Below are 24,393 nucleotides of genomic sequence, written 5' to 3'. Positions count from 1 at the left end.
CTGCTTGATTTTCGGTATAATAGCCTTCGTGAGGAAGTGAAAAAATGATTCTATCAAAAAAGAGATGGCAAGTGGAGCGTCCAGATGCACAACTTGTACAAGCATTACAAAATGACTTACAAATTTCTGCGATTGCGGCAAAGATTTTAGCTGCACGTGGCTGTGAAACTTCTGCAGCAGCAGAAAGTTTACTAAATATGACTGAAGTAAATATTCATGACCCGTTTTTAATGCATGGTATGGCAGAAGCAGTGGCACGTATCAAACTAGCACTTGAAAACGGCGAAAAAATATTAATATATGGTGATTATGATGCAGATGGTGTCACAAGTACGACCGTGATGTTCAATGTGTTACTAGACCTTGGTGCAGATGTATCGTTTAAAATTCCAAACCGTTTCTTGCACGGCTATGGCCCGAATGAAGCATTATTCCGTGAGGCACATACAGAAGGCGTGCAATTAATTATTACTGTCGATAATGGTATTTCAGGCATTGAGCCCATTCGTGTGGCGAAGGAGCTTGGTATGGATGTCATTGTCACAGATCACCATGAGCCTGGTGAGGAACTACCGCCAGCGGATATTATTTTACATCCTCGTGTGCCAGAGGGGCATTATCCATTTGGCGAACTAGCAGGGGTGGGAGTAGCTTTTAAGTTAGCACATGCTTTGTACGGGGAACTGCCAACGCATTTATTTGAGTTTGTGGCGATTGGTACGGTGGCTGATTTAGTGCCGTTAGTCGATGAAAATCGTTATCTTGTCAAACGTGGAATTGAAGAAATGCGTCGTTCACTAAGTCCATGGGTACAGGCAATGTGTGAGGTAGCAAGTGCAGAGCAATCAAAGATTAATGAAGAAACAATTGGTTTTTACTTTGGTCCGCGTTTAAATGCAATTGGCCGTTTAGGCGAAGCAGCGCCTGGTGTAGAACTACTAATGGCCGAGGATGGTAGCAAAGCATCGGCATTAGCGAAACAGCTAAATGCCAGTAATACGGAGCGCAAAGATATTGTGAAGAGTATTACAGATGAAGCGATTGCATTAATTGAAGCAGACGAAAAAATTAGCGAATCACTGGTCTTAGTTGTTGCTGGAGAAGGCTGGAATGCCGGTGTTGTCGGGATTGTAGCTTCTCGTCTTGTTGAGCTTTATTATCGTCCGACTATTGTACTATCACTAGACTCTGAGAAAGGTACTGCGAAAGGATCGGCACGTAGTATCGATGGTTTCCATCTGTTTAATGAACTGGCGAAAAATCGAGATATTTTACCTCATTTTGGGGGACATCCGATGGCCGCAGGTATGACTTTACCCATTGAGCATGTAGATGAACTGCGAGCAAGATTAGATGCACAGGCAAAAGCTTGTTTAACTGAGGAGCAATTGACACCTGTACTCAATATTGATATTCCGCTTAAAATTGATGAAATTTCAGCGGACGCTATTGAAGAAATTGCCAAGCTTGGCCCGTTTGGTACCGAATTCCCGAAACCTGTTTATGTACTTGAAGATGTCGAAATAGCCGCAATGCGTAAAATTGGCGCAGCTGAAAATCATATTAAAATGGAATTAACTGATGGCTATGAAAAATTGGATAGCGTTGGCTTTCATAAAGGGCATCTGCATGACGAACTGACATATGGCATTAAAGTATCCTTTATTGGTGATCTTCAAATTAATGAGTGGCAAGGGCGTAAAAAGCCTCAGTTTATGATTGAGGACGTGCAAACAACAGAGTGGCAATTATTTGATATTCGTGGCATTCGTCAAACTTCACGTTGGTTAAATACTGTACCAAAAGAGGAGGCAACTTTTATAGCATTCCGTCCCGAGACGGTGACATATTATCAGTCGCTTCTTGGCGTGCCAATTTTGTTTGTGGAGGCAACACTTGCAAACGTGTCGCAAACAAGTTATATAGTGTTATTAGATTTGCCACAAAATGTTCAATTGTTAGAAAATGTGTTGCAAAAAACAGCGCCTTCTCGTATTTATGCGCATTTCTATATGCCTGATTCACAGTATTTCAATGGGATGCCTACACGTGAGCAATTTGCTTGGTATTACAAATTTTTGAAAAACCGTCCAGCATTCCCATTAAATATGCACTTACCAGACTTAGCAAAGCATACAGGCTGGCCGTTAGAGGCATTAAAATTTATGACACAGGTGTTTTTTGAGCTTGATTTTGTTAAAATGGAGAGTGGACTGACGACTGTCAACGTGAATGCACCAAAAACAGCGCTTACGGAAGCACCGTCTTACAAACAACGTTCAGAACAGATTGATATAGAGCAAAAGCTTGTCTATGCACCTTATATAGAGTTAAAGCAATGGTTTGATGAACGAATACATTAATATACGAAAAAGTTTCGTAGGAGGAACATCAAAATGGATTTAAAGCAATACGTAACAACAGTTGAGAACTGGCCAAAAGAAGGCATCAGCTTCAAGGATATTACAACAATTATGGATAACGGACAAGCATACAAATATGCTACTGACCAAATCGTCGCTTACGCAAAAGAAGTGGGCGCGGAAATTATCGTAGGTCCTGAAGCGCGTGGCTTCATCATCGGTTGTCCAGTCGCTTATGCACTTGAAATTGGCTTTGCCCCTGTTCGTAAACCAGGAAAATTACCTCGTGAAGTGGTAAGTGCTGACTATGGTCTTGAATATGGTAAAGATACGCTTACTATGCACAAAGATGCTATTAAGCCAGGCCAAAAAGTCTTAATCTGTGATGATTTACTTGCAACTGGCGGTACTGTGGAAGCGACTGTTCGTTTAATAGAAGAATTGGGCGGTGAGGTTGTCGGCTGTGCATTCCTAATCGAGCTAACTGAACTAAATGGTCGTGCAAAACTTGGCGATTTAAGTATCAAGACATTAATTCAATATTAAATTATGAAAAATGGCTGTCATATAAGTGAAAAAACTTATAGACAGCCATTTATTTAATTAATATTAACTAGTAGTTATCATAGGATTTGATTATCTTTTGTATGTGTCTTAGTGTTTCGTAGAAATCCTTATATTTTTCTGGTCCAATGTCATTAATAATTTTTTCCTGTATTTCGTGCCAAATAGGAGTTGCTTCCTTTAATTTTGCAATACCTACATCAGTTAGTGATAAAATTTTGGTTCGAGCATCTTGCTTATCTCGCGTAATAGCAACATAGCCACTTTGTTTCAATAAATTGACATTACGTGTAATTGTAGTTTGGTCAAGTAACAGAATCTCCCCTAATTTGCTTATAGAAACCGCCTGCTGATGATCAATATTTGCCAACATGGAATATTGGGTGATTTTTAAATTGGTAGGTTGGAGCAATTTGTCATACATTTGCGTAACAACTCTTGTTTTTTTTCTAAGGTTGGCACACACACAAATCTGAGTATAGTCTATGTTCATGTATTCTTTATCCATAAAAAAACTCCTTTTAAGTTATTTCAAGTTAAGGTAAGCTTGATTTTAGTTTATCATGATAATTGAAATAATTAATAAAAGTGAAATTAGCTTCTTGACAGTTGAAAACGCTATTACTATCATTATATATGTAGATACATATATTTTAAAGAAATGGATTTTCTTTATTTTTTTACACACATACATGTATATACATGTATCGATGTTAGCTAGAAGGAGGGTATTTTTACAGTACGAAATGAAGCTAGGACAGCAAGTTAATTTTATACTATGGAGAAATGTAGGTGGTGTTATGAAGCGTATACATTATAGTTGGTTTGTCCTTGTTATTACATTTTTCTCAATTATTGTAGCGGGCATCACATTGTCATCATCAGGCGTATTTATAGGCCCATTCGAAAATGAATTTGGTTGGGATCGCTCAATGATTGCCATGGCTTTTGCAATCAGTCTTTTTTTATATGGGATATCAGGTCCGTTTATGGCGGCATTACTTGAAGTAATTGGCTTAAAGAAAATGATGTTAGCAGCGATGGCGACATTAATATTAGGTATTGCGCTAACTCTTATCATGAATCAGGCTTGGCAGTTAACCATCATTTGGGGCTTTATTATCGGTCTCGGTGCAAGTCTTTTTTTAACGGTCTTGAGTCCTTATGTAGCAAACAATTGGTTTGAAAAAAGAAGAGGTCTTGCCGTAGGTATATTAACTGCAAGTACAGCAACAGGTCAATTAATTCTACTACCTATATTGGCGATGATTATAGATAATTACTCATGGCGATGGGCGATTGGGTTAATCATGGTTCTAAGTTCCGTCATGTTTATCATTATATTATTATTTATGAAAAACAAACCAAAGGATGTTGGCATTCTTCCTTATGGGCGTGATAAAGAATTAGACGTTAACGATGTAGAGCCAAAGAATAATCCGATTATTATTGCGTTCAAGGGTCTTTTTCACGCTGTGAAAGTGAAAGAATTTTGGTTATTGGCCGGTAGCTTCTTTATTTGCGGGCTTTCAACTAGTGGTTTAATTGGTACTCATTTTGTTTCCTACTGTATTAGTTTCGGAGTTCCTTTAGTGACAGCTGCTTCGTTTCTTTCATTTATGGGAATCTTTAATCTTGTTGGGACTACATTATCTGGGTGGCTGTCTGATCGTTTTGATAATCGTTGGTTACTATTTTGGTATTATCTATTAAGAGGAGCTTCCCTCGTTATATTACCGTATGCATTAGTCCAAGGTTCATTTACCTTGCTCGTTATTTTTACAGTTTTTTATGGATTAGATTGGATTGCAACTGTGCCACCAACAATCAGTATTTCAAGGCAAATTTTTGGTACTGCTAAAAGTGGAATAATTTACGGCTGGATTTTTGCATCTCATCAGGCTGGTGCGGCGATGGCTGCATACGGTGGCGGTCTCATCTATAAATATTTCGATTCTTACACATGGGCATTTTTCTTAGCTGGCGTTTTCTGTGTGTTAGCGAGCCTATTTGTAATAATAGTTAAGAAGCAACAACCAAATACAGTAACTCTTTAATAATGAAGTTATGGTGTTGAACACTGCAAGTTATATCCGTGATTATAGAGTTAGCAAATTTTTTTCCGAATGAAATCAGCTCATACTAAAACAGCCTTAATCTCGAAAACGAGCATTGTGGCTGTTTTTTTCGATGAATCACTATATTTTCGGAAATCTTTTGACTTAATCCAAACAAAAGTTTATAATATAAACAAATATAATAAAAGGTGATGCTATGAACGAAAGAGAACAGGCGGTACTTGCATTAATACGCCAAAATCCGTTTATGTCTCAGCAAGAGATGGCAGATAAAATGAACTTGTCTCGACCAGTGCTTGCAAATTTAGTGTCGAGCTTAACAAAGCAAGGCAAAATTGTAGGTCGTGCCTATATTTTACCTGAGGAAAATGAAATTATTTGTATTGGTGGCGCTAATCTCGACCGTAAATTTCATGTCAAAGGAACTGTGCAGCTCGGAACATCAAATCCTGCCAGCTCTTCATTTAGTGTAGGTGGTGTGGGTCGAAATATTGCTGAAAACTTAGGCCGTCTAAACCATGAGGTTACATTACTGACAACAGCAGGAAAGGATGCCGACTGGCTGGTGATTCAGGAAGCTTCAGAACCATTTATGAATTTACGCTATGTTGAACAGCTACCTGATGCTGCCACGGGTTCGTATACCGCCATTATGGACGAACAGGGCGAACTTGCTTTAGCCGTTGCCAATATGGAAGTCTATGACTTATTGTTGCCAAGTTTGTTAAAGCAATACGAGGCAATGCTAATGAATGCGGGCTGCTTTATACTGGACTTAAACTGTCCGAAAGAAACAGTTGCCTACATTCAACAAGTAGCGATTGCTCGTGAAATTCCACTAGTAATTGTGCCAGTATCTTCACCAAAAATGAACCGACTTCCGGATACTTTGCAAGGAGTCACATGGTTTATTTGTAACACAGACGAGGCAGAAACGATTGTCGGTCATACGATTGACAATGCGGCACATTATGAAAAAGCGTTACAGAAGCTTCTGCTACTAGGAGCTGAACATGTGATTATTACAGCAGGCGGAAAAGGCGTTTATGCAGCATCAACTACAATTACAGCAAGTCATTTTATGGCTAAAGCGATAGAAAAAATTGAAGATGTTACTGGCGCTGGAGATGCCTTTGTTAGTGCGGTTATTCATAGTTGGTTACGGGGACAACCCTTTACAACATGTATAGATGCGGGCTTAACAAACGCCAAAAAAACATTGGCGTCTCCGTACACAGTAAGACCTGAATTATCAGAAGAATCGTTGAAAAATGAAATGGAGGAATAACATCATGAAAGAATTCATCGTATTATCAGAAGAAGTAAAAGAGGGTCAAGAGAAAGGTCTACCAATTATTGCTTTAGAATCAACAATAATTTCGCATGGTATGCCATATCCACAAAACGTACAAACAGCGCGTGAAGTGGAACAAATTATTCGCGACAACGGTGCAGTACCAGCTACTATTGCATTAATTGATGGTAAAATTAAAATTGGATTATCAGAAGAAGAACTTGAAATGTTTGGCAATGCACAAGGTGTGGCAAAAGCTTCACGCCGTGACTTAGCCTATTTATTAGCAACTAAAAAATTAGGCGCGACAACGGTTGCCGCAACGATGATTTGTGCAGAGCTTGCAGGCATTGAAATCTTTGTTACAGGTGGTATTGGCGGTGTACACCGTGGGGCAGAAACAACGATGGACGTTTCAGCAGACTTAGAAGAATTATCACAAACAAATGTAGCGGTAATTTGTGCCGGTGCGAAGTCCATTTTAGATATTGGCTTAACGCTTGAATATCTTGAAACAAAAGGTGTACCAGTAGTTGGATATGGTACGGATGAACTTCCAGCATTCTATACACGACAAAGTGGTTTTGATGTAAACTTCAAAGCCGATACACCTGAAGAAGTTGCAGCGATGCTTCGTGCAAAATGGCAATTAGGATTACGAGGCGGAGCGGTTATTGCAAATCCGATACCAGAAGCTGAAGCACTAGAGCACGAATTCATCACTAATATCATTGAAAAAGCGCTACATGAAGCTGAGGAAAATGGTATTCAAGGTAAAAACGTAACACCATTCTTACTTGGTAAAGTGAAAGAACTGACAGAAGGTAAGAGCCTTGATGCGAACATTGCATTAGTGAAAAACAATGCAGTAATCGGTTCGAAAATTGCTGTAGCCTATAATAAAGCAAAATAATCATCTTTTTTTAAGACTCTCTGTGAAGCTTAGCGAAACGGAGGGTCTTTTTGGTTATATTAATGGATAAATATTACAATGTTGTAAGCTGTTCACGAGATTAACTAAACTAAATGACACAGTCCCTTTACAATCGACCTCTATTTTTTATACAATTAAATTTATATCTAATCTGAAAAATTTGACGGGCAAGGTGGACATATTATGGCGAAAGAGCAAATTTTGACTCCTGTAGACGTTTTTGATTTAGTCAAATCCTACATGAATGACGAAAATGTCGCATTCGTGAAAAAAGCATATGAATTGGCACGAGATGCACATATTGAGCAATTCCGTAGCTCTGGTGAACCGTATATTATTCACCCAGTGCAAGTGGCCGGTATTTTAGCAGAATTACAAATGGATCCTGAAACAGTAGCAGCTGGTTTTTTACACGATGTTGTCGAAGATACAGAAGTTACGCGAGATGATTTGGTCCGTGAATTTGGTGAAGAAGTGGCTATGCTCGTTGATGGTGTGACGAAGCTAGGGAAAATCAAATATTTATCGAAAGAAGCACAACAGGCAGAAAATCATCGAAAAATGTTTGTTGCGATGGCACAGGATATTCGCGTCATCTTAATTAAGCTCGCAGATCGTCTGCATAATATGCGCACGTTAAAACATTTGCCTGCTGAAAAGCAACGCCGAATTTCCAAAGAGACGCTCGAAATATTTGCACCTCTTGCGCACCGTCTGGGTATATCAACTGTAAAATGGGAGCTTGAAGATACAGCACTTCGCTATTTAAACCCGCAACAATATTATCGTATCGTGAGTCTAATGAAGAAGAAAAGAGATGAACGTGAGGCGTATTTAGACAATGTCATGAGTGAAATGAAGTCTCAGCTGACAGATGTTGAAATTGATGCTGATGTTTATGGTCGTCCCAAACATATTTACAGCATTTATCGTAAAATGGTGTTGCAAAAAAAGCAATTTAACGAGATTTATGATTTATTAGCTATACGCGTACTCGTTGATAGCATTAAAGATTGCTATGCCGTGCTAGGGATTGTCCATACGCTTTGGAAGCCGATGCCTGGACGCTTTAAAGACTATATAGCGATGCCAAAGCAAAACTTATATCAATCTCTGCATACGACGGTCATTGGTCCTTATGGTGACCCGCTAGAAGTACAAATTCGTACTAAGGAAATGCATAAAATTGCGGAGTATGGGATTGCAGCGCATTGGGCGTACAAAGAAGGTAAAAATATTGATAACGAAAAACAAAATGTCGATCAAAAATTAACATGGTTCCGAGAAATTTTAGAATTCCAAAATGAGTCTTCCAATGCAGAGGAATTTATGGAATCTTTAAAATTCGATTTATTCTCAGATATGGTGTATGTTTTTACGCCTGAAGGGGATGTCATTGAATTACCGGCCGGTTCAGTACCTATCGACTTCGCATACCGTGTGCATTCAGAGGTCGGAAATCGTACAATTGGTGCGAAAATTAATGGTAAAATGGTCCCGCTCGATACACCACTAAAAACAGGTGACATTATCGAAATTTTAACATCGAAACAATCGTTTGGTCCAAGCCGTGATTGGCTAAAAATTGCACAATCCTCACAAGCAAAGAATAAAATTAAGCAATTTTTCAAGCGCCATCTTCGTGAAGAAAACATCATCAAAGGTAAAGAGATGATTGAAAAGGAAATTCGTGCACAAGACTTTGACATAAAAGAAACAATGTCAGCAGAAAACTTTAAACGTGTTTTCGATAAATTTAACTATACAAATGAAGATGATTTATTCGCAGCTGTTGGTGTAAATGGTATTACTGCACAACAAGTGGTCAATCGTTTGGCAGAAAAACGCCGTAAAGAGCGTGAACAGGAAGAAGCTCTAGAAAAAATTGAGCAAAAAATGAAAAATCCAATTCCACAAAAACGTACGGAGTCAGGCGTTATCGTAAAAGGTATCGATAATATGCTTATTCGCTTATCCCGCTGCTGTACTCCAGTTCCAGGGGATGATATTGTCGGCTTTATTACTAAAGGTAGAGGTGTCTCTGTACACCGTGCAGACTGTCCGAATATCCAAGTGGAAGATGAGCAAGAGCGTTTAATCGAGGTTGAATGGGAGCATGGTCTTACGCCCGAGAAAAAAGAGTATCCTGTCGATATAGAGGTATCTGCATTTGATCGTCCGGGCATTCTAAACGAAGTTATGCATATTGTCAGTGAAACAAAAACAAATATTTTAGCAGTGAGTGGTCGTGCAGATCGCGATAAAATTGCGACGATTCATTTAACAATTTCAATATCAAATATTTCACATTTGCATAAAGTTGTAGAACGTATTAAACAAACGCCTGATATTTATTCTGTGCAACGTGTCATCAATTAATAGTATTCGAAAAAACTATGCGCTATGGGCTAGTAAGTCTTGCATAGAAGCTACCCCAGGTGATTATGGTGCGAAAGTTTCGTGCTAGAACACTGTGCTGTTATATACAGACAAAATAGTGGCGGGTACGGATTTTGATAGAATAGAGGTTTTAAAAAATGAAAGTGGTATTACAACGTAGTAAAGCGGCATCTGTTACTGTTGACGGAAAAGTAACAGGCGCTATCGATAGTGGTTATGTTCTTCTTGTAGGTATTACACATGAGGACACAACAGAGGATGTAGCCTATTTAGCCAAAAAAATCGCTAATCTGCGCTTATGGGAAGATGCTGAAGGAAAAATGAATCATTCCATTTTAGAGCATGGAGGGGCAATACTATCCGTCTCACAATTTACATTGTATGGAGATACAAAAAAAGGAAATCGACCGAGCTTTACAGGTGCAGCGAGACCAGAAATAGCACAACCATTATGGGTGGCCTTTAACGATACTTTGCGCGAACATGGGTTACAGGTTGAAACAGGTATTTTTGGGGCCATGATGGATGTTGCTTTTACGAATGATGGGCCTGTAACAATACTGTTAGAGTCAAAATAAAGGTACATTTCCTGTCATTCCTTCATACACTATAAAGAATGGTTAGTTTGTTGGAAGGAAGTGCATATAAAATGTCGCAGATAGGTAGCATATCGAATCCATATTTATATGAAACAATAAGAATGATGATTGGCCAAGCAATTGTTGTTCAAACGGTGAAAAATATTCAGCAAGGTATTTTAACCTCTGTTTTACCTGATCATATCGTTGTTGAGGTTTGTCGTACACCTTTCTTTATTCGTATGGAAGAGATTGTGTGGGTGACATTGGCAACGAAAAGAAAATAATTTCATAAGGGCCTTCATGTTCACATAATGTGAAATGGAGGTGCTTTTTTGTTTCAACGTGTAAATAAATTGCTAATTGATTTACCTGAGGTCGAATATGGTGATGCGAATGCAGCGAGTGCAGTACAAGAGCTGCTGGGTGGGAAATTTGGAGAAATGTCGACATTAAATAACTATATGTATCAATCTTTTAATTTTCGTGGGAAAAAGAAATTAAAACCTTTTTACGATTTGGTGGCAAGTATTACCGCTGAGGAATTTGGCCATGTCGAGCTGGTGGCGAATACGATAAACTTGTTGAACAAAGGTTCTTCATTTACCGCACTACCTGATCTAACACCATTGCAAAACGGCAAGGATATGCGCTCAACCGCAGCATTTATTGCCTCTGCACAAACTTCACTTGCTGTTGATTCTATGGGGATGCCATGGACAGGGTTGAATGTTTTTACAAGTGGTAATTTAGTGTTAGATTTATTGCATAATTTCTTTTTGGAATGTGGTGCGAGAACCCATAAAATGCGTGTGTATGAAATGACCAATCATCCCACAGCAAGAGAAATGATTGGTTATTTACTTGTTCGTGGTGGTACACATGTCCTCGCTTATGCGAGGGCGCTTGAAATGGCTACCGGTGTGGATGTCTCGAAGTTGATTCCAATTCCTAATCTTGATAATCGTGTTTTCGATCACGCGCGCAAATACGAGGATATGGGCTATGGCAATGTTCTGTTTACCTGGAATAATGTCGGGGATTATAAAGATATTGATCGAATATGGAAAGGAACAAATCCTACATCTGGTCAACGTTTATATGTACAGGAAGGCTCACCAAAGGGCTATGATATTCCAAATTTAGACGAGATGCCAGAAGAATTTGCACCAGGCATTGGGCCGGAGGAGTTTCAAAAAATTGCTAAGCGTTTAATGGAGAATATATAAAAAATAAGCACGCCACTGCAACTGGTATGCTCCCCATTAAGTAGACAGATTAAAAAATAAAATCTGTTTATCAAATGGGGAGATTTTTTTATGAGAACGTGTAGTTTTTCAAAAGAAGAAAAATTAGAGATTTTAAAATTTTATCATACTGGCCAATTTACTCTTAATGAAGTTGCCGAATTATATAAAGTGCATCGTGATACGATTAAAGATTGGCAAAATGATTATCGTTATTTTGGAGAAGAGGGTCTTGAACGATTAAACCAGCAGAATCGTTATGCTAAGGAATTAAAATTAGCGGCTGTCCGAGACTATCTTTCAGGCGAATTTTCATTAAGAGAGGTTGTAAGAAAGTATAGACTTTCTAGTAGATCGGTTTTAAGGAATTGGATAAAAAAGTATACTAGTCATAGTGAATTAAAAGATTCGGGTAAAGGAATGAGCCAAACTATGACTAAAGGTAGAAAAACAACAGTACAAGAGCGCATTGAAATAGCACAAGTTTGTATTGCCAACGATAAGAATTATCAAGTAACAGCTGAACAATATGCGGTTTCTTACCAACAAGTATATCAATGGGTAAAAAAATTCGAAAAATACGGGGAATTAGGCTTGCATGATCGCCGTGGGCGTACAAAGTTAGAAGAAGAGTTAAGCACTGAAGACAAGTTTCGTTTAGAAATCCAGCGTATGGAACGTGAAAATGAACGATTACGTGCAGAAAATCTCTTCTTAAAAAAGTTAGAGGAAATCGAAAGGAGGCGTCGTTAAGTAAAAGCCGTATACATAGCCGTTATATTGCCATTCAAGAATTAGCAGCGAAGGAAGCACTGCCAATCATTTTATTATGTGAAATTGCCGATGTTACACGTGCTGCTTATTATAAGTGGTTGAACCGTCAGTCATCAGCACGAGAAATCGAGAATGAACAGCTTCTAGAATCAATTCAGTACCTTTATACACAAGTAGATGGGATTTATGGATATCGTCGCATCACACTTACAATCAATCGTCATCGTGAAAAAGTAGATTTACCGAAGGTAAATAAAAAACGTATTTATCGTTTGATGAAAATGTGTCGATTAAAATCGGTGATTCGTCGAAAACGAAAAAAATATCGTAAATCGAATCCAGATTATGTAGCAGAAAACATACTCAGTCGCAAGTTCAAAGCAGATAAACCGAATCAAAAATGGTGTACAGATGTCACGGAATTTAAATATGAGAATGGTAAAAAGGCTTATTTAAGCGCCATTATTGATTTATACGATAATTCGATTGTGAGTTATGTATTAGGGCACTCGAATAACAATAAACTTGTTTTTCAAACGATGACACTAGCCATACAAAAATTAAAAGAGGATGAGCATCCACTTATTCATAGCGATCGTGGTTATCAATATACTTCAAAACTTTTCAAACGTATGATAGATGATGCCGAGATGGTACATAGTATGTCTAGAGTGGGACGTTGTATCGATAACGGACCAATCGAGGCTTTTTGGGGTACGCTCAAATGCGAAAAATACTATTTAAATAAATATGATACATATGAAGCGCTAAAAAAAGCAATTTTAGGATACATTTCGTTTTATAATTCAGAGCGCTATCAAGAAAAATTAAACAGCTTGAGCCCCTTGGAATTCAGGTCTCAAGCCGCGTAAAGCATTTTTATTATTTCCACTGTCTACTTGACAGGGAGCAGTTCAAACATGGCTGTGCTTATTTTTATTCGTTTACCTCAAAGTAATCAAGAATGCCTTGATAGATGCCGAGTGTTGCTTGTTCACGGAATTTTTCTGTTGTAATAACACGTTCCTCACTGGCATTACTTAAAAATCCAAGTTCAATTAATACTGCTTTTTGACGGTTTTCTCGTAGCACTAAGTAATTGCCTTGCTGTGTACCACGATCTTTTAAATCAATTTTACTTGCAAGTCCACTATGTATAGATTCTGCAAGTCCTTTCTGATTGCCGTTCAAATAATAAGTAGTAAAGCCGGAAATTGAACTATTATCAGTGGCATCATAGTGCAGGCTAATAAATGCATCTGCCTCATATTGATGGCCAATTGACACTCGTTTACGCAACGCAACATATTCGTCTGATTCTCGTGTCATGACGACGTTTGCTCCGGCGGCACTTAACTTTGATTCTAATAAAGATGCTGTTTTTAAGGTGATGTTTTTTTCATCGGTCCCGCGTTGTCCTGTCGTACCATGATCATTACCACCATGGCCAGCATCGACGACGATAGTAAGGCCATTTAGTGTTCCTTTCTTTCGTGGTTCTGCTTTTTCTTCGTTCGCTAACGATTTATTTTTGGAAGTTGAAACGACCCAATTTGCGACAAAGGCGGTTTTGTCGTCTAATTGAATTTCATAAAAATCATCTTTAGTGCCGACAATTTGAAAAGATTCACCCGCATCTACACGTTCAACCACCTCTGCTGCCGTTGTTGCGTCTGTTCGTAGGTTTGTCCCGTTATAAATAATTGTGACAGCTTCTAGTTCTTTTGCAGACGAAGTTTTAGAGGTTGCCTTCACTGCATTTGAAAACGTACCGTAGAAGCTATATACCCACCCTGTCTTTTTATCATTGTATTGAATCTGTACCCAGTTATGTTCTTGCGTAAGTACTTTAAAGGTTTGTCCTTTGCTCACAGTTCCTATTTTTTTAGCTGTTAAATCTGGCTTTTTACGGATGTTTAGTGAATCAACTAGAACGGTAAAGGTCGTACCTTTGCTGTCCTTTGAAGTAGATACTTCGACTACTTTTTCATCGGATGTTTTTTCTGTTGTTTCGTTAATCGTAACATAGCTTGAAGAAACCCAACCGACTAGTCCATTCCAATTAATTTTTGCCCACTCGCCGCTTTCTTTTATGAGAATTGCCTGATTACCCGTGGAAAGTTGACCAAGAACTGCTGAAGAAATATCTGGCTCTGTTCGTATATTCAGACGATCAACCTGTGAGATAACTGTTTTTGCAATGGCTTGTTCGGCGTTTGTGGAAGCCGTCAGCCATGAGGCAACCCAACCTTCATATTCACCAGTTTTTACTTGAATCCAATCACCCTCACGACCAATAGAGGTTAGCGAGTCGCCTTCTTCTAATGTCGTAATGATCGGATAAGAAAGTCCTGGTCCCTCGCGCATATGAAGGATTGTTCCCGTTACTTTTAAATCACTAGTGTCGGCAAGAGCCTTTTGATCATCGTGTATACTTGGAATCGTAATCGTTAATAATAGTACGAAGATGATGGTTAAATGTAAAAGTTTTGTCGTCATCAGATTCCTCCTATTCTTGTGCTATTTTACCATGATTTTATTGATTTGTTCGTGGGAAAAAGGTAATGGAATTCGATAATTTGACAACTGTTGCATGAAAAATACGAAAATAGTTGACATTAGCTGTTGTTGTGACTAACATAAAGGGTAATCAAAAAATGATTAACCGCTTATGACCAAGCGAGTAGCGTATACCTCTATTGGAGAAGAGAGGGAAAGACCTAGGCTGCAATCTTTCCTACAAATATGTATAGCGTGAACAACACTTGTGAGGCTTTTTTCTGAAAAGGGATACTTTAGTAGGAAAAAACGGAATCGGCCGTTATCCGATTATGAGGAGGGCGCATGTAGTTATTGCGTCAACTAGGGTGGAACCGCGGAAGCTTATACAGCTCTCGTCCCTTGCAATTTTGCAAGGAGGCGAGGGCTTTTTTTATTGGCTTGAAAAGTTGCGCTCAATCCGATGTGGCGTCATTCAAGTTTGCGAAAGACTCCCTCCATCCAGCAAGGTACACTCGCTCATAAGCAATCAATAGAGGAGGTATTTCCATGAGTTTTAAAGTGCCACGTGGTACCCAAGATATCTTGCCAGGCCAATCAGAAAAATGGCAAAAGGTTGAAACGATTATTCGTGATTTATGTAGAGTTTATCGTTATAACGAGATTCGTACACCGATTTTTGAGCAAACAGATTTATTTGCTCGTGGCGTTGGTGAAACAACGGATGTCGTACAAAAGGAAATGTATACATTTGAAGATCGTGGTGGTCGTTCGTTAACGCTTCGTCCAGAAAATACAGCTGGTGTTGTCCGTGCGTACGTAGAACATAAGATGTTTGGTGCGCCAGATCAACCCGTAAAACTCTCCTATTTAGGGCCAATGTTCCGATATGAGCGTCAACAAGCAGGTCGTTATCGTCAATTTGTGCAATTCGGTGTTGAGGCTATTGGGTCAGCAGATCCAGCAATCGATGCAGAAGTCATTGCACTGGCAATGGATGTTTACGAATCAGTGGGTTTAAAGGACTTAAAATTAGTGATTAACTCACTGGGTGACAAAGAAACGCGAGATGCACATCGTACAGCATTGATCAATCACTTTGAGCCGCATATAGAAGAGTTTTGCTCGGACTGTCAAAACCGACTACAAAAAAATCCATTACGCATTTTAGACTGTAAAGTAGATCGTGAGCATCCGTTAATGGTTACTGCACCTGCTTTAACAGACTTTTTAACAGAGGATTCAGCGGCGTATTTTGCACAGGTGAAAACGTATTTAGATACGCTTGGCATTACGTATGAGGTAGATCCAAACCTAGTACGTGGTCTTGATTATTACAATCACACAACATTTGAAATAATGTCAACAGCTGCAGGTTTCGGTTCTATAACAACGCTTTGTGGTGGTGGTCGTTATAACGGCTTAGTAGAGGAAATCGGTGGACCAGACGTACCGGGAATCGGTTTTGCATTGAGTATCGAGCGCTTGTTGTTAGCACTCGAAGCAGAAAATGTGGAGCTGGATACAGCTTCGGCACTTGACGTCTACATGATAGCTATGGGTGATGAAGCGAAATTAAAAGCCGTAGAGTTAACAAGTTCGTTCCGAGCAAAAGGTATTTCGACGGAAATGGATTATTTAGACCGTAAAATGAAAGCACAAATGAAATCAGCTGACCGTTTAGGCGCTAAATTTACAATTGTCCTAGGTGAAACAGAGCTAGAAGAACATGTAGCAGCTGTGAAACATATGGAATCAGGCGAGCAACAAAAGGTCGTTTTCTCAGAATTAGTTAACTACCTATTAAATAAATAATCTTTGGAGGAATTACAAATGGCAACAAGAACACATGCTAGTAACGAGCTATCAGAAACGTTACAAGGCGAAAAAGTCGTATTAAAAGGTTGGGTGCAACGTCGCCGTGACTTGGGCGGATTGATCTTTATTGATTTACGTGATCGTACAGGTATTACACAAGTTGTCTTTAGTCCAGATGTAGCAGAAGCTCATGCTTTAGCTGATAAAGTACGTAGTGAATACGTAATTGAAATCGAAGGGACAATAATTCTTCGTTCAGAAGATCAAATTAACCCAAATGTGCCAAACGGAAAAATTGAAGTGGAAGCAACAAGCTTAGTCGTTATTAATACGGCGAAAACAACACCATTCCAAATTGAAGATCGTACAGATGTCTCAGAAGATTTACGTTTAAAATACCGTTACCTTGACCTACGTCGTCCGGTAATGTTTGATACATTCAAAATGCGTTCAGACGTTACGCGTACAATTCGTAACTTTTTACAAAACGAAGGATTTTTAGAGGTAGAAACACCAATTTTAACGAAATCCTCTCCTGAAGGAGCACGTGACTATTTAGTGCCATCTCGTGTGCATGAAGGTGAATTTTATGCATTACCACAATCACCACAATTATTTAAACAATTATTAATGGTTGCTGGATTTGAGAAATACTTCCAAATTGCACGTTGTTTCCGTGATGAAGACTTACGCGCTGACCGTCAGCCTGAATTCACACAAGTCGACATTGAAACAAGCTTCTTAACACAGGAAGAAATTTTAGAAATGAACGAGCGCCTTATCCAAGCCGTGATGAAAGATATAAAGGGCATCGACATTCCTGCGCCTTTCCAACGTATGAAATATCAAGAAGCAATGGATCGTTATGGTTCAGATAAACCGGATGTACGTTTTGGCTTAGAATTAGTAGCACTTAACGATATTTTTGATGGCTGTGATTTCAAAGTATTTGCTGATACTGTGGCTCAGGGCAAACAAGTGAAAAGTATCAACATAAAGGGTGCAGCAGACAAATACTCTCGTAAAGACATGGATGAATTAACAAAATTCGTTGGTATCTATGGTGCTAAAGGTCTTGCATGGCTAAAAGTAACAGAGGAAGGCTTAAATGGTCCAATCGCAAAATTCTTTGATGAAGCATTAGCCGCAGCATTAATCGAACGTATGGGTGCTGAAGTTGGCGATATTTTAGTATTTGTTGCCGATAAAGCTCCTGTTGTTGCAGCTTCTCTTGGCGCACTTCGAACAAAATTAGGTCAAGATTTAGCGTTAATTGATGAATCACAATTTGCATTCTTATGGATTACAGACTGGCCTTTATTGGAGTACTCGGAAGAAGATGGTCGTTACAAAGCAGCGCATCATCCATTCACACGTCCATTTGACGAAGATATTGCCTTAATGGATACAGATCCAGCAGCAGTACGTGCACAAGCATATGATATCGTGTTAAACGGTTATGAGCTTGGTGGTGGATCATTACGTATTTACGAACGTGAACTACAAGAAAAAATGTTTGGACTACTTGGTTTCACAGTAGAGGAAGCAAAAGCACAATTCGGCTACTTATTAGAAGCATTTGAATACGGTGTGCCACCACATGCCGGTCTTGCTTTTGGCCTTGACCGCTTTGTAATGCTACTTGCAGGCCGTACGAACTTACGTGACACAATTGCATTCCCGAAAACAGCAAGTGCAAGCTGCTTACTGACAAATGCACCAAGTACAGTGTCTCCTGACCAATTGAGTGAGCTAAGTTTAGCAATCAAACCATTTAAAAAATAAGCTGTTGTCAATTCTATTTGTTAGGTACTGTTTACGCTCGCCGTCCTGGAGGCCTCAGCTAAGCCTCGAGGAGTCGAGTATAGGCACTGCCAAAACCATTTGTAAGAACAACTAAGTACTGTAATGCTAAATACCTTGATTCTCTAGCAAATTTTGTTGGAAATCTAGGTATTTTTTGCGTTTTCGCAAGGTTTTTAATTTTTTAATAGAAAATCGTTTGAATTATCTGAAATATGGTGTTATTATAACTGTAATACGAATCCTGATGTGTTTGTCTAACTGCTAACTATCTTAAACAGTTTTGACCAACACTATATCGTCGGGAGCCTCCTATTTTATAGTAGCAAACATGCCCCAACGGAGAGGGAAGTTTAACGCTATGAAGCGGGCACCCACCTGCAAATCGCGGGTTCAAAACGAATGTTTCAATGGCATTACGGCACTATCGGGATTCGTCGATTACATAGAAAATCAGTAGTCATTCATGTAATGGCTATTTCAAATTGACGACAAAAGGTATTCGAAATGATGATTCCATTTCGAATACCTTTTGGAATTTTATGAGGAATAGTCGTTACAAATAGCCCTTATTAACGAGAGTAGTAGGCTACGATCAACTATTTTCTTGCAGGTTAGCTTCATGGCATTCAGCATCGCCTGGATGAACAATATTTTAATCCCTCGTAAGGCTGATCCAAAGCATACCATGCTTTTCTTTCATATCCGCACATACACGTTTAATCATTGCTTTTCGACTTACATAAATTTGTTTTATGTCACTTTGATGACGTCAACAATTGGCTTCTTCCACATGCTACACCCAATAGGAAGTTCTATTTAATTTCCAATGATTCTAAAATTAAAATCCATAGCAGCTTCTAATTTGCATACTAAATGATCAAATGGCAGCACATTGCTAATCTCGTTCATTATTACTGATTGGTCGTCATCCTATTCATCGTCTCAATCATTTATGGACGGATTGGAGCGCATACGGCATTTGCCTTTTGCTACAAAACAAAGCTTCCTGTGGGAATAGCATGAGCTGAAGGCCCCGCAAGAGCATAACGACAAGGAGACTGAAGCCATACCTGCGAAAAGCTTCCGCCGTAGTGGAAATCAGTCGGCTCATGTTAGATGTTTCTCTTTTAAAAAGAAGAAAGACAGTAGTCATTCCTGTAATGGCTACTTTTTTTACGACTAAAATAGCTTTTCAAGATACATAGAATTTAAACTTTATATAAAAAATTTAGAAAAATAGAAAAATTATCTTTTTATTTTCTAGTGAACATTATATAATTGGTATAGACAACTATACCAAATTAGGAAATAGCTTGTCTTTTCCTTAAAGTCTTCCCAAAAATAGAGGTCAAGGGGGTGGAATGTTGGGAAATACGCTGTTAATTTCCAATGTCACAATAGTCAATTATGATGAGACGCCATTTAAGGGTGATCTATTTATAGAGAATGGTCAGATTAGTAAGATAAGTCACGAAATATCTGACAAGGCGGAGCAATATATTGATGGTAAGGATAAAAATTGGTTGCTACTTCCTGGATATATTGATATGCACATTCACGGATCCGCTGGGAATGATACGATGGATGCTACTCAGAAAGCCCTCCATCAAATGGCTCGTTCATTAGTACAAGAGGGTGTGACAGGTTTCCTTGCTACGACAATGACCCAATCTATAACAACTATTGAGCATGTATTAGAAAATTTAGCTCAATTCGAACATGGGGATGACGAAGCGAGGTTGTTAGGTATACATGTTGAAGGACCATTTTTGTCAAAGAAACGTGCAGGCGCACAGCCTGTGGAGTATATGATTTTACCCTCTATTGAACAATTTGAGCACTGGCAGCAATTAAGTAAAAGACGTATTAAACAAATTACAGTAGCACCTGAGTTAGAGGGTGGATTGGCATTTATTGAAGAATTAAGTAAACAAGGGGTGCTCGTTTCGATTGGACATTCGGATGCAACAATAGAAGAGGTGCATAAGGCGATAACAGTGGGCGTAAAACAGGCGACTCATTTATACAATCAAATGCGCCCTTTCCATCATCGTAGTCCAGGCGTTGTCGGAGGAGTTTTTTTAGAAGATAAGGTGAAGGTAGAGTTAATTACTGATTTTGTGCACAGTCATCCGCAGTCGGTGCAACTAGCCTACCGAATAAAGGGTGCTTCAGGAATTATTTTGATTACTGATGCAATGCGTGCAAAGGGATTACAATACGGCGACTATGATTTAGGTGGTCAAATGGTTCATGTGACTGAAAGTGGCGCACATTTATCGAATGGAGCCTTAGCAGGTAGTGTTTTGACAATGGAACAAGCAGTGAAAAATATGAAAGCGGTAACAAATTGTTCTTTACAGGAACTTGTCGCCATGTCATCTGCAAATGCGGCTGAACAGCTACAACTAGAAACAACAGGGCGTATTGCTGAAGGTTATGATGCAGATTTTGTATTACTAGATCAAAAATTAAATGTACAAAAAACTATTTGTCGAGGTAAAGTTGTATTTGAGAAATCATAGTAAAGTGTTGATAAGGAAGGTGCAGGGCTTGTTAGATAAAAATTCTCATATACCTATCTATATACAAATAGAAGAAATATTAAAGCAACGTATTTATTTAGAGGAATATAAAATTGGCGAAAATATACCTTCTGAGCGGGAGCTATCAGTGCAATTTGATGTCAGCCGCATGACAGTGCGTCAATCTATTACTAATTTAGTGAATAGTGGGCTTCTGTACCGCGAAAAAGGAAGAGGTACCTATGTTGCCAATCCGAAATTAGAGCAACCACTGATGGGCTTGACGAGTTTTACAGAGGATATGCGAGCGCGTGGAATGGAGCCAAGTAGTAAGGTCTTACGCTTTGAAAAAATTATTCCACCAGTAGATGTTGCAGGAGATTTATTGTTAGAGCCAGGTGAAGAGGTATTCTTTGTTGTGCGAATACGCAACGCTGATGCTAAGCCGATGGCGATTGAAAAAACGTATATTCCTGTGAAAGTTTATCCGGAATTAGATGAAAAGAAAATTATGGGCTCTCTCTATGCGTTGATTGAAGCGAAATTTCACCAGAAAATTGGAAATGCCATTCAACAAATGGAGGCAGCTATTGTTGCCAAGGAAGATAGTAAATATTTACAAATCAAAGGTACGGCACCAGTGTTAATTATTAAACGAACAAGTTACTTAGCGGATGGCGCTCCATTCGAGCTAGTGCGTAGTACTTATCGGGCAGATCGATACAAATTCATTAGTGAAATTAAAAGGTGATTATATGCATGCTTATTTTCTGGAAATACAGAGACTTTTACAAGTAGTAATTGTGCAGGAGCAAGAAAATATTGCAGAAGCTGCACAAATGATCGTTCAACAAATTCAACGTGGTGGTATTGTGCAATTATTTGGTTGTGGTCATTCTCACCTGTTAGCACAAGATGCATTTTTCCGTGCGGGTGGGCTTGTGCCTGTACGTCCAATTACGATTGAGCCGTTAACATTACAAGCCGGGGCATTGACGTCTTCAAAAAATGAAAAAGATCCCACGATAATCGAGCGACATAAACATTATTTTGAATTTCAAAAAAATGATGTATTTATAGTGATATCGACTTCAGGAAGAAATTACGCACCAATTGACGCCGCTTTGCTTGCAAAGGAGGCAGGTGTGCTTGTCATATCGCTTCAATCACTTACTTATCGTGAACAGCAGACTCGCCACCGAAGTGGGAAGCGTTTAGAAGAGGTAGTGGATGTCATCATAAATACGCATATACCAGTTGGGGATGGTTTATTACGTCGTCAAAATATGCAGTATGCACCAGCTTCTACGGTTATTGGCTCGGCTATCCTGAATGCTATTTTTAGTCAAGTGATTGAGCAAATGGCAGATTTCCAAGGGATTGTGCCTGTTTTTGAAAGTAATAATGTAGAATCCAATCTGCATCATAATGATGACATGATTGCGAACTATCAAAATCGCATTAACTTTACATGAAAATTGGAGGGGTATAGATGAAGAAAACATTTAAAATAACAACACCTGAAGGCCTACATGCGCGACCATCCGCTTTACTAGTTACCGCTGTTACACCATTCGAATGTGACGTTCTGTTAACATATAATGATAAGTCAGTCAATTTAAAATCCATTATGGGTGTTATGGCATTAGGCATATTGCCGGGAAGCATTGTGGCTATTTCAGCCGAGGGGGCAGATGCTGACAAGCTTATACAGACAGTATCAGATATTATGATCACTAAAGGAATTGGTGAAGAATGCTAGAAATACGCGGGATTGCCGTTTCTGAGGGCATTGCCTTGGCAAACGCCTATTGTTTAATGGAACCAGATTTAACATTTGAAAGAGTAACAATCGCGGATATAAACACTGAACTTACTCGATTTAAGGCAGCAGTAGTTCAAACAAAAGCAGAACTCCAAGAAATCTATACAATAGCGCAGGGGAAATTTGGTGATGAGGAAGCGGCCATTTTTGCTGCTCATCAATTATTGTTAGAAGATCCAGAGATGTTAGCGGCCATTGAAGGGAAAATAAACATAGGCATAAGTGCTGAGTATGCATTGGATGAAGTATCTAAGATGTTTATCGCAATGTTTGAGGGAATAGACAATGAATATATGCAGGAGCGAGTAGCTGATATACGTGATGTGTCGAAGCGATTATTAGCACATTTATTAGGTGTGGAATTACCGGATATCAGTCGCTTGTCTTCTGATGTAATTATTGTAGCTGAAGATTTAACACCATCCATGACTGCACAGCTAGATACAAAGTATGTAAAGGGCTTTATTACGGATATTGGCGGGAGGACCTCCCATTCGGCTATTCTCGCACGTACATTGGGAATTCCAGCGATAGTAGGAACTAAAACGGCCACCCAAGTTATAAAGCAGGGAGCACCTATTATAATGGATGGCATAAACGGCAAAATTCTACTAGATGCTACCGCGGAAATATCACAATTTTATGTGCGTCAACAACAGATACAACAACAGCTGCAAGGCGAGCTCAATCAATTTCGTTCATTACCAAGTATAAGTGCTGACGGCTTACGTGTAGAAATTGCTGGTAATATCGGAAAACCAGAGGATGTAGAAATGGTTAACAATGCTGGTGGGGATGGTATCGGTTTGTTTCGAACAGAGTTTTTATATATGGAGCGTCAGGAGTTGCCAAATGAGGAGGAGCAGTTCACTGCGTACCGAACAGTACTCGAAAAAATGCAGGGCAAACCAACAATTGTTCGTACACTAGATATTGGTGGAGATAAGAATCTTCCCTATTTTAAACTCCCTGTAGAAATGAATCCATTTTTAGGCTATCGAGCAATACGTATTTGTTTATCCCATCAAGAAATGTTTCGTACGCAGCTGCGAGCACTACTACGGGCAAGTGCCTTTGGCAATTTAAAAATTATGTTCCCAATGATTGCTACATTAGATGAATTTAGACTGGCAAAAGCATTATTACTTGAAGAAAAGGACCATCTGAAAAGCGAAGGTATTTTAGTATCTGAAACAATTGAAGTTGGTATCATGATTGAAATTCCATCGGCAGCAATGATTGCAGATATATTTGCGAAGGAAGTGGATTTTTTTTCGATAGGCACAAATGATTTAATCCAATATACATTGGCGACAGATCGTATGAACGAGAATGTGTCATACCTATATCAGCCCTATCACCCAGCCATTCTTCGGCTGATTAAGACTGTTATTGATGCTGCCCATCAGCATGATAAATGGGTGGGGATGTGTGGCGAAATGGCAGGAGATGAAGTAGCAATACCGATATTACTGGCACTAGGATTAGATGAGTTTTCCATGACAGCATCTTCTATTCTAAAAACAAGAGCACAAATTGCCAAGTATTCACAGAAGCAGTTACTACAACATATTGAACCTATATTAAAGTTATCAACTGCGTCAGAGGTAGAAGAATACGTAAAAAAATATTTAATCATCCACCCCTAATAGTTAGAATATTCTATAAATAGATGGAGGTGAATTGGC

Annotated in this window: 19 protein-coding genes, 1 other RNA gene and 1 other annotated feature; of the genes, 18 read left to right on the top strand and 2 right to left on the bottom strand. The window is 39.0% G+C overall.

Features of this window, described 5'->3' with window-relative positions:
* Positions 1-44: 44 nt before the first annotated feature.
* Positions 45-2,363, top strand: a complete 2,319-nt coding sequence (gene recJ / locus C9J31_RS16390; RefSeq protein WP_107950604.1) for a single-stranded-DNA-specific exonuclease RecJ — start codon at positions 45-47, stop codon at positions 2,361-2,363.
* Between the two features lie 33 nt (positions 2,364-2,396).
* Positions 2,397-2,909 carry an adenine phosphoribosyltransferase gene (locus tag C9J31_RS16385; protein ID WP_054767791.1) on the top strand — a complete coding sequence of 171 codons (513 nt, stop codon included), beginning with the start codon at positions 2,397-2,399 and terminating at the stop codon, positions 2,907-2,909.
* Between the two features lie 67 nt (positions 2,910-2,976).
* Here C9J31_RS16385 and C9J31_RS16380 read toward each other — a convergent pair whose 3' ends face one another.
* Positions 2,977-3,435, bottom strand: a complete 459-nt coding sequence (locus C9J31_RS16380; protein WP_107924817.1) for a MarR family winged helix-turn-helix transcriptional regulator — start codon at positions 3,433-3,435, stop codon at positions 2,977-2,979.
* A 292-nt stretch (positions 3,436-3,727) separates the two neighbouring features.
* On the opposite strand from C9J31_RS16380, the gene C9J31_RS16375 reads away from it, so the two are divergent.
* The 8 genes from C9J31_RS16375 to C9J31_RS24345 all read left to right on the top strand — a co-directional run bounded on the left by C9J31_RS16375 (position 3,728) and on the right by C9J31_RS24345 (position 13,104).
* Positions 3,728-4,984: an MFS transporter gene (locus tag C9J31_RS16375; RefSeq protein ID WP_107950648.1), complete on the top strand. Its 1,257-nt coding sequence runs from the start codon at positions 3,728-3,730 to the stop codon at positions 4,982-4,984.
* A 217-nt stretch (positions 4,985-5,201) separates the two neighbouring features.
* A complete protein-coding gene (locus tag C9J31_RS16370; RefSeq protein WP_107950603.1) occupies positions 5,202-6,293 on the top strand; it encodes a carbohydrate kinase in 1,092 nt (363 codons plus the stop codon).
* A 4-nt stretch (positions 6,294-6,297) separates the two neighbouring features.
* On the top strand, positions 6,298-7,212 hold the full coding sequence (locus C9J31_RS16365) for a pseudouridine-5'-phosphate glycosidase (protein WP_107950602.1): 915 nt from the start codon (positions 6,298-6,300) through the stop codon (positions 7,210-7,212).
* 204 nt (positions 7,213-7,416) lie between these two features.
* Complete coding sequence (locus C9J31_RS16360; protein WP_107924814.1) at positions 7,417-9,612, top strand: RelA/SpoT family protein; 2,196 nt, start codon at positions 7,417-7,419, stop codon at positions 9,610-9,612.
* A 158-nt stretch (positions 9,613-9,770) separates the two neighbouring features.
* Positions 9,771-10,211: a D-aminoacyl-tRNA deacylase gene (gene dtd / locus C9J31_RS16355; RefSeq protein WP_107924813.1), complete on the top strand. Its 441-nt coding sequence runs from the start codon at positions 9,771-9,773 to the stop codon at positions 10,209-10,211.
* A 71-nt stretch (positions 10,212-10,282) separates the two neighbouring features.
* Positions 10,283-10,498, top strand: coding sequence for a DUF2642 domain-containing protein (locus tag C9J31_RS16350; RefSeq protein ID WP_107950601.1), 216 nt, complete (start codon positions 10,283-10,285; stop codon positions 10,496-10,498).
* A gap of 48 nt (positions 10,499-10,546) precedes the next feature.
* Complete coding sequence (locus tag C9J31_RS16345) at positions 10,547-11,440, top strand: manganese catalase family protein (RefSeq protein ID WP_107924812.1); 894 nt, start codon at positions 10,547-10,549, stop codon at positions 11,438-11,440.
* A gap of 90 nt (positions 11,441-11,530) precedes the next feature.
* Positions 11,531-13,104 (top strand): IS3 family transposase gene (locus C9J31_RS24345; protein ID WP_420798456.1). Its coding sequence is split into 2 segments (ribosomal slippage): positions 11,531-12,173 and positions 12,173-13,104, totalling 1,575 coding nucleotides; the frame shifts between segments, so codons are not numbered across the junction.
* Positions 13,105-13,168: 64 nt separating this feature from the next.
* Here C9J31_RS24345 and C9J31_RS16335 read toward each other — a convergent pair.
* The gene (locus tag C9J31_RS16335) at positions 13,169-14,731 is read right to left on the bottom strand and encodes an N-acetylmuramoyl-L-alanine amidase family protein (RefSeq protein ID WP_107951076.1); all 1,563 of its coding nucleotides are present in this window, start codon (positions 14,729-14,731) and stop codon (positions 13,169-13,171) included.
* 163 nt (positions 14,732-14,894) lie between these two features.
* Positions 14,895-15,137 (top strand) — a binding site (T-box leader).
* A gap of 143 nt (positions 15,138-15,280) precedes the next feature.
* Between C9J31_RS16335 and hisS the strand changes: the two genes are divergently transcribed.
* The 8 genes from hisS (at position 15,281) to ptsP (ending at position 24,354) form a co-directional block, all read left to right on the top strand.
* Positions 15,281-16,546, top strand: a complete 1,266-nt coding sequence (gene hisS, locus C9J31_RS16330) for a histidine--tRNA ligase (protein WP_107951077.1) — start codon at positions 15,281-15,283, stop codon at positions 16,544-16,546.
* 18 nt (positions 16,547-16,564) lie between these two features.
* The gene (gene aspS, locus C9J31_RS16325; RefSeq protein ID WP_107951078.1) at positions 16,565-18,334 is read left to right on the top strand and encodes an aspartate--tRNA ligase; all 1,770 of its coding nucleotides are present in this window, start codon (positions 16,565-16,567) and stop codon (positions 18,332-18,334) included.
* Positions 18,335-18,590: 256 nt separating this feature from the next.
* A non-coding RNA gene (ssrS, locus tag C9J31_RS16320) (6S RNA) lies at positions 18,591-18,790 on the top strand.
* 926 nt (positions 18,791-19,716) lie between these two features.
* Positions 19,717-20,880, top strand: a complete 1,164-nt coding sequence (nagA, locus tag C9J31_RS16315; protein WP_107951079.1) for an N-acetylglucosamine-6-phosphate deacetylase — start codon at positions 19,717-19,719, stop codon at positions 20,878-20,880.
* A gap of 28 nt (positions 20,881-20,908) precedes the next feature.
* Positions 20,909-21,631, top strand: coding sequence for a GntR family transcriptional regulator (locus C9J31_RS16310; protein ID WP_107951080.1), 723 nt, complete (start codon positions 20,909-20,911; stop codon positions 21,629-21,631).
* 4 nt (positions 21,632-21,635) lie between these two features.
* Entirely contained in the window at positions 21,636-22,355 is a 720-nt protein-coding gene (locus tag C9J31_RS16305) for a sugar isomerase domain-containing protein (RefSeq protein WP_107924806.1), read from the top strand.
* Positions 22,356-22,372: 17 nt separating this feature from the next.
* Positions 22,373-22,642 (top strand): HPr family phosphocarrier protein, encoded by a 270-nt coding sequence (locus C9J31_RS16300; protein WP_107924805.1) that lies wholly within the window; start codon positions 22,373-22,375, stop codon positions 22,640-22,642.
* Positions 22,636-24,354: a phosphoenolpyruvate--protein phosphotransferase gene (gene ptsP, locus C9J31_RS16295; RefSeq protein WP_107951081.1), complete on the top strand. Its 1,719-nt coding sequence runs from the start codon at positions 22,636-22,638 to the stop codon at positions 24,352-24,354. The genes C9J31_RS16300 and ptsP overlap by 7 nt, the downstream gene beginning before the upstream one ends.
* Positions 24,355-24,393: the final 39 nt, after the last annotated feature.

The organism is Lysinibacillus parviboronicapiens, assembly GCF_003049605.2.
GTDB classification, from domain to species: domain Bacteria; phylum Bacillota; class Bacilli; order Bacillales_A; family Planococcaceae; genus Lysinibacillus; species Lysinibacillus parviboronicapiens.
This window is presented reverse-complemented; position numbering and strand designations above follow the sequence as displayed.

Excerpts from the sequence above, each read along its gene's own strand:
- dtd (WP_107924813.1), top strand. The coding sequence starts at position 9,771 with ATGAAAGTGGTATTACAACGTAGTAAAGCGGCATCTGTTACTGTTGAC.
- C9J31_RS16300 (WP_107924805.1), top strand. The coding sequence starts at position 22,373 with ATGAAGAAAACATTTAAAATAACAACACCTGAAGGCCTACATGCGCGA.
- ptsP (WP_107951081.1), top strand. The coding sequence starts at position 22,636 with ATGCTAGAAATACGCGGGATTGCCGTTTCTGAGGGCATTGCCTTGGCA.
- hisS (WP_107951077.1), top strand. The coding sequence starts at position 15,281 with ATGAGTTTTAAAGTGCCACGTGGTACCCAAGATATCTTGCCAGGCCAA.
- C9J31_RS16305 (WP_107924806.1), top strand. The coding sequence starts at position 21,636 with ATGCATGCTTATTTTCTGGAAATACAGAGACTTTTACAAGTAGTAATT.
- C9J31_RS16360 (WP_107924814.1), top strand. The coding sequence starts at position 7,417 with ATGGCGAAAGAGCAAATTTTGACTCCTGTAGACGTTTTTGATTTAGTC.
- nagA (WP_107951079.1), top strand. The coding sequence starts at position 19,717 with ATGTTGGGAAATACGCTGTTAATTTCCAATGTCACAATAGTCAATTAT.
- recJ (WP_107950604.1), top strand. The coding sequence starts at position 45 with ATGATTCTATCAAAAAAGAGATGGCAAGTGGAGCGTCCAGATGCACAA.
- C9J31_RS16370 (WP_107950603.1), top strand. The coding sequence starts at position 5,202 with ATGAACGAAAGAGAACAGGCGGTACTTGCATTAATACGCCAAAATCCG.
- C9J31_RS16335 (WP_107951076.1), bottom strand. The coding sequence starts at position 14,731 with ATGACGACAAAACTTTTACATTTAACCATCATCTTCGTACTATTATTA.
- C9J31_RS16350 (WP_107950601.1), top strand. The coding sequence starts at position 10,283 with ATGTCGCAGATAGGTAGCATATCGAATCCATATTTATATGAAACAATA.
- C9J31_RS16380 (WP_107924817.1), bottom strand. The coding sequence starts at position 3,435 with ATGGATAAAGAATACATGAACATAGACTATACTCAGATTTGTGTGTGT.
- C9J31_RS16365 (WP_107950602.1), top strand. The coding sequence starts at position 6,298 with ATGAAAGAATTCATCGTATTATCAGAAGAAGTAAAAGAGGGTCAAGAG.
- C9J31_RS16375 (WP_107950648.1), top strand. The coding sequence starts at position 3,728 with ATGAAGCGTATACATTATAGTTGGTTTGTCCTTGTTATTACATTTTTC.
- C9J31_RS16385 (WP_054767791.1), top strand. The coding sequence starts at position 2,397 with ATGGATTTAAAGCAATACGTAACAACAGTTGAGAACTGGCCAAAAGAA.
- aspS (WP_107951078.1), top strand. The coding sequence starts at position 16,565 with ATGGCAACAAGAACACATGCTAGTAACGAGCTATCAGAAACGTTACAA.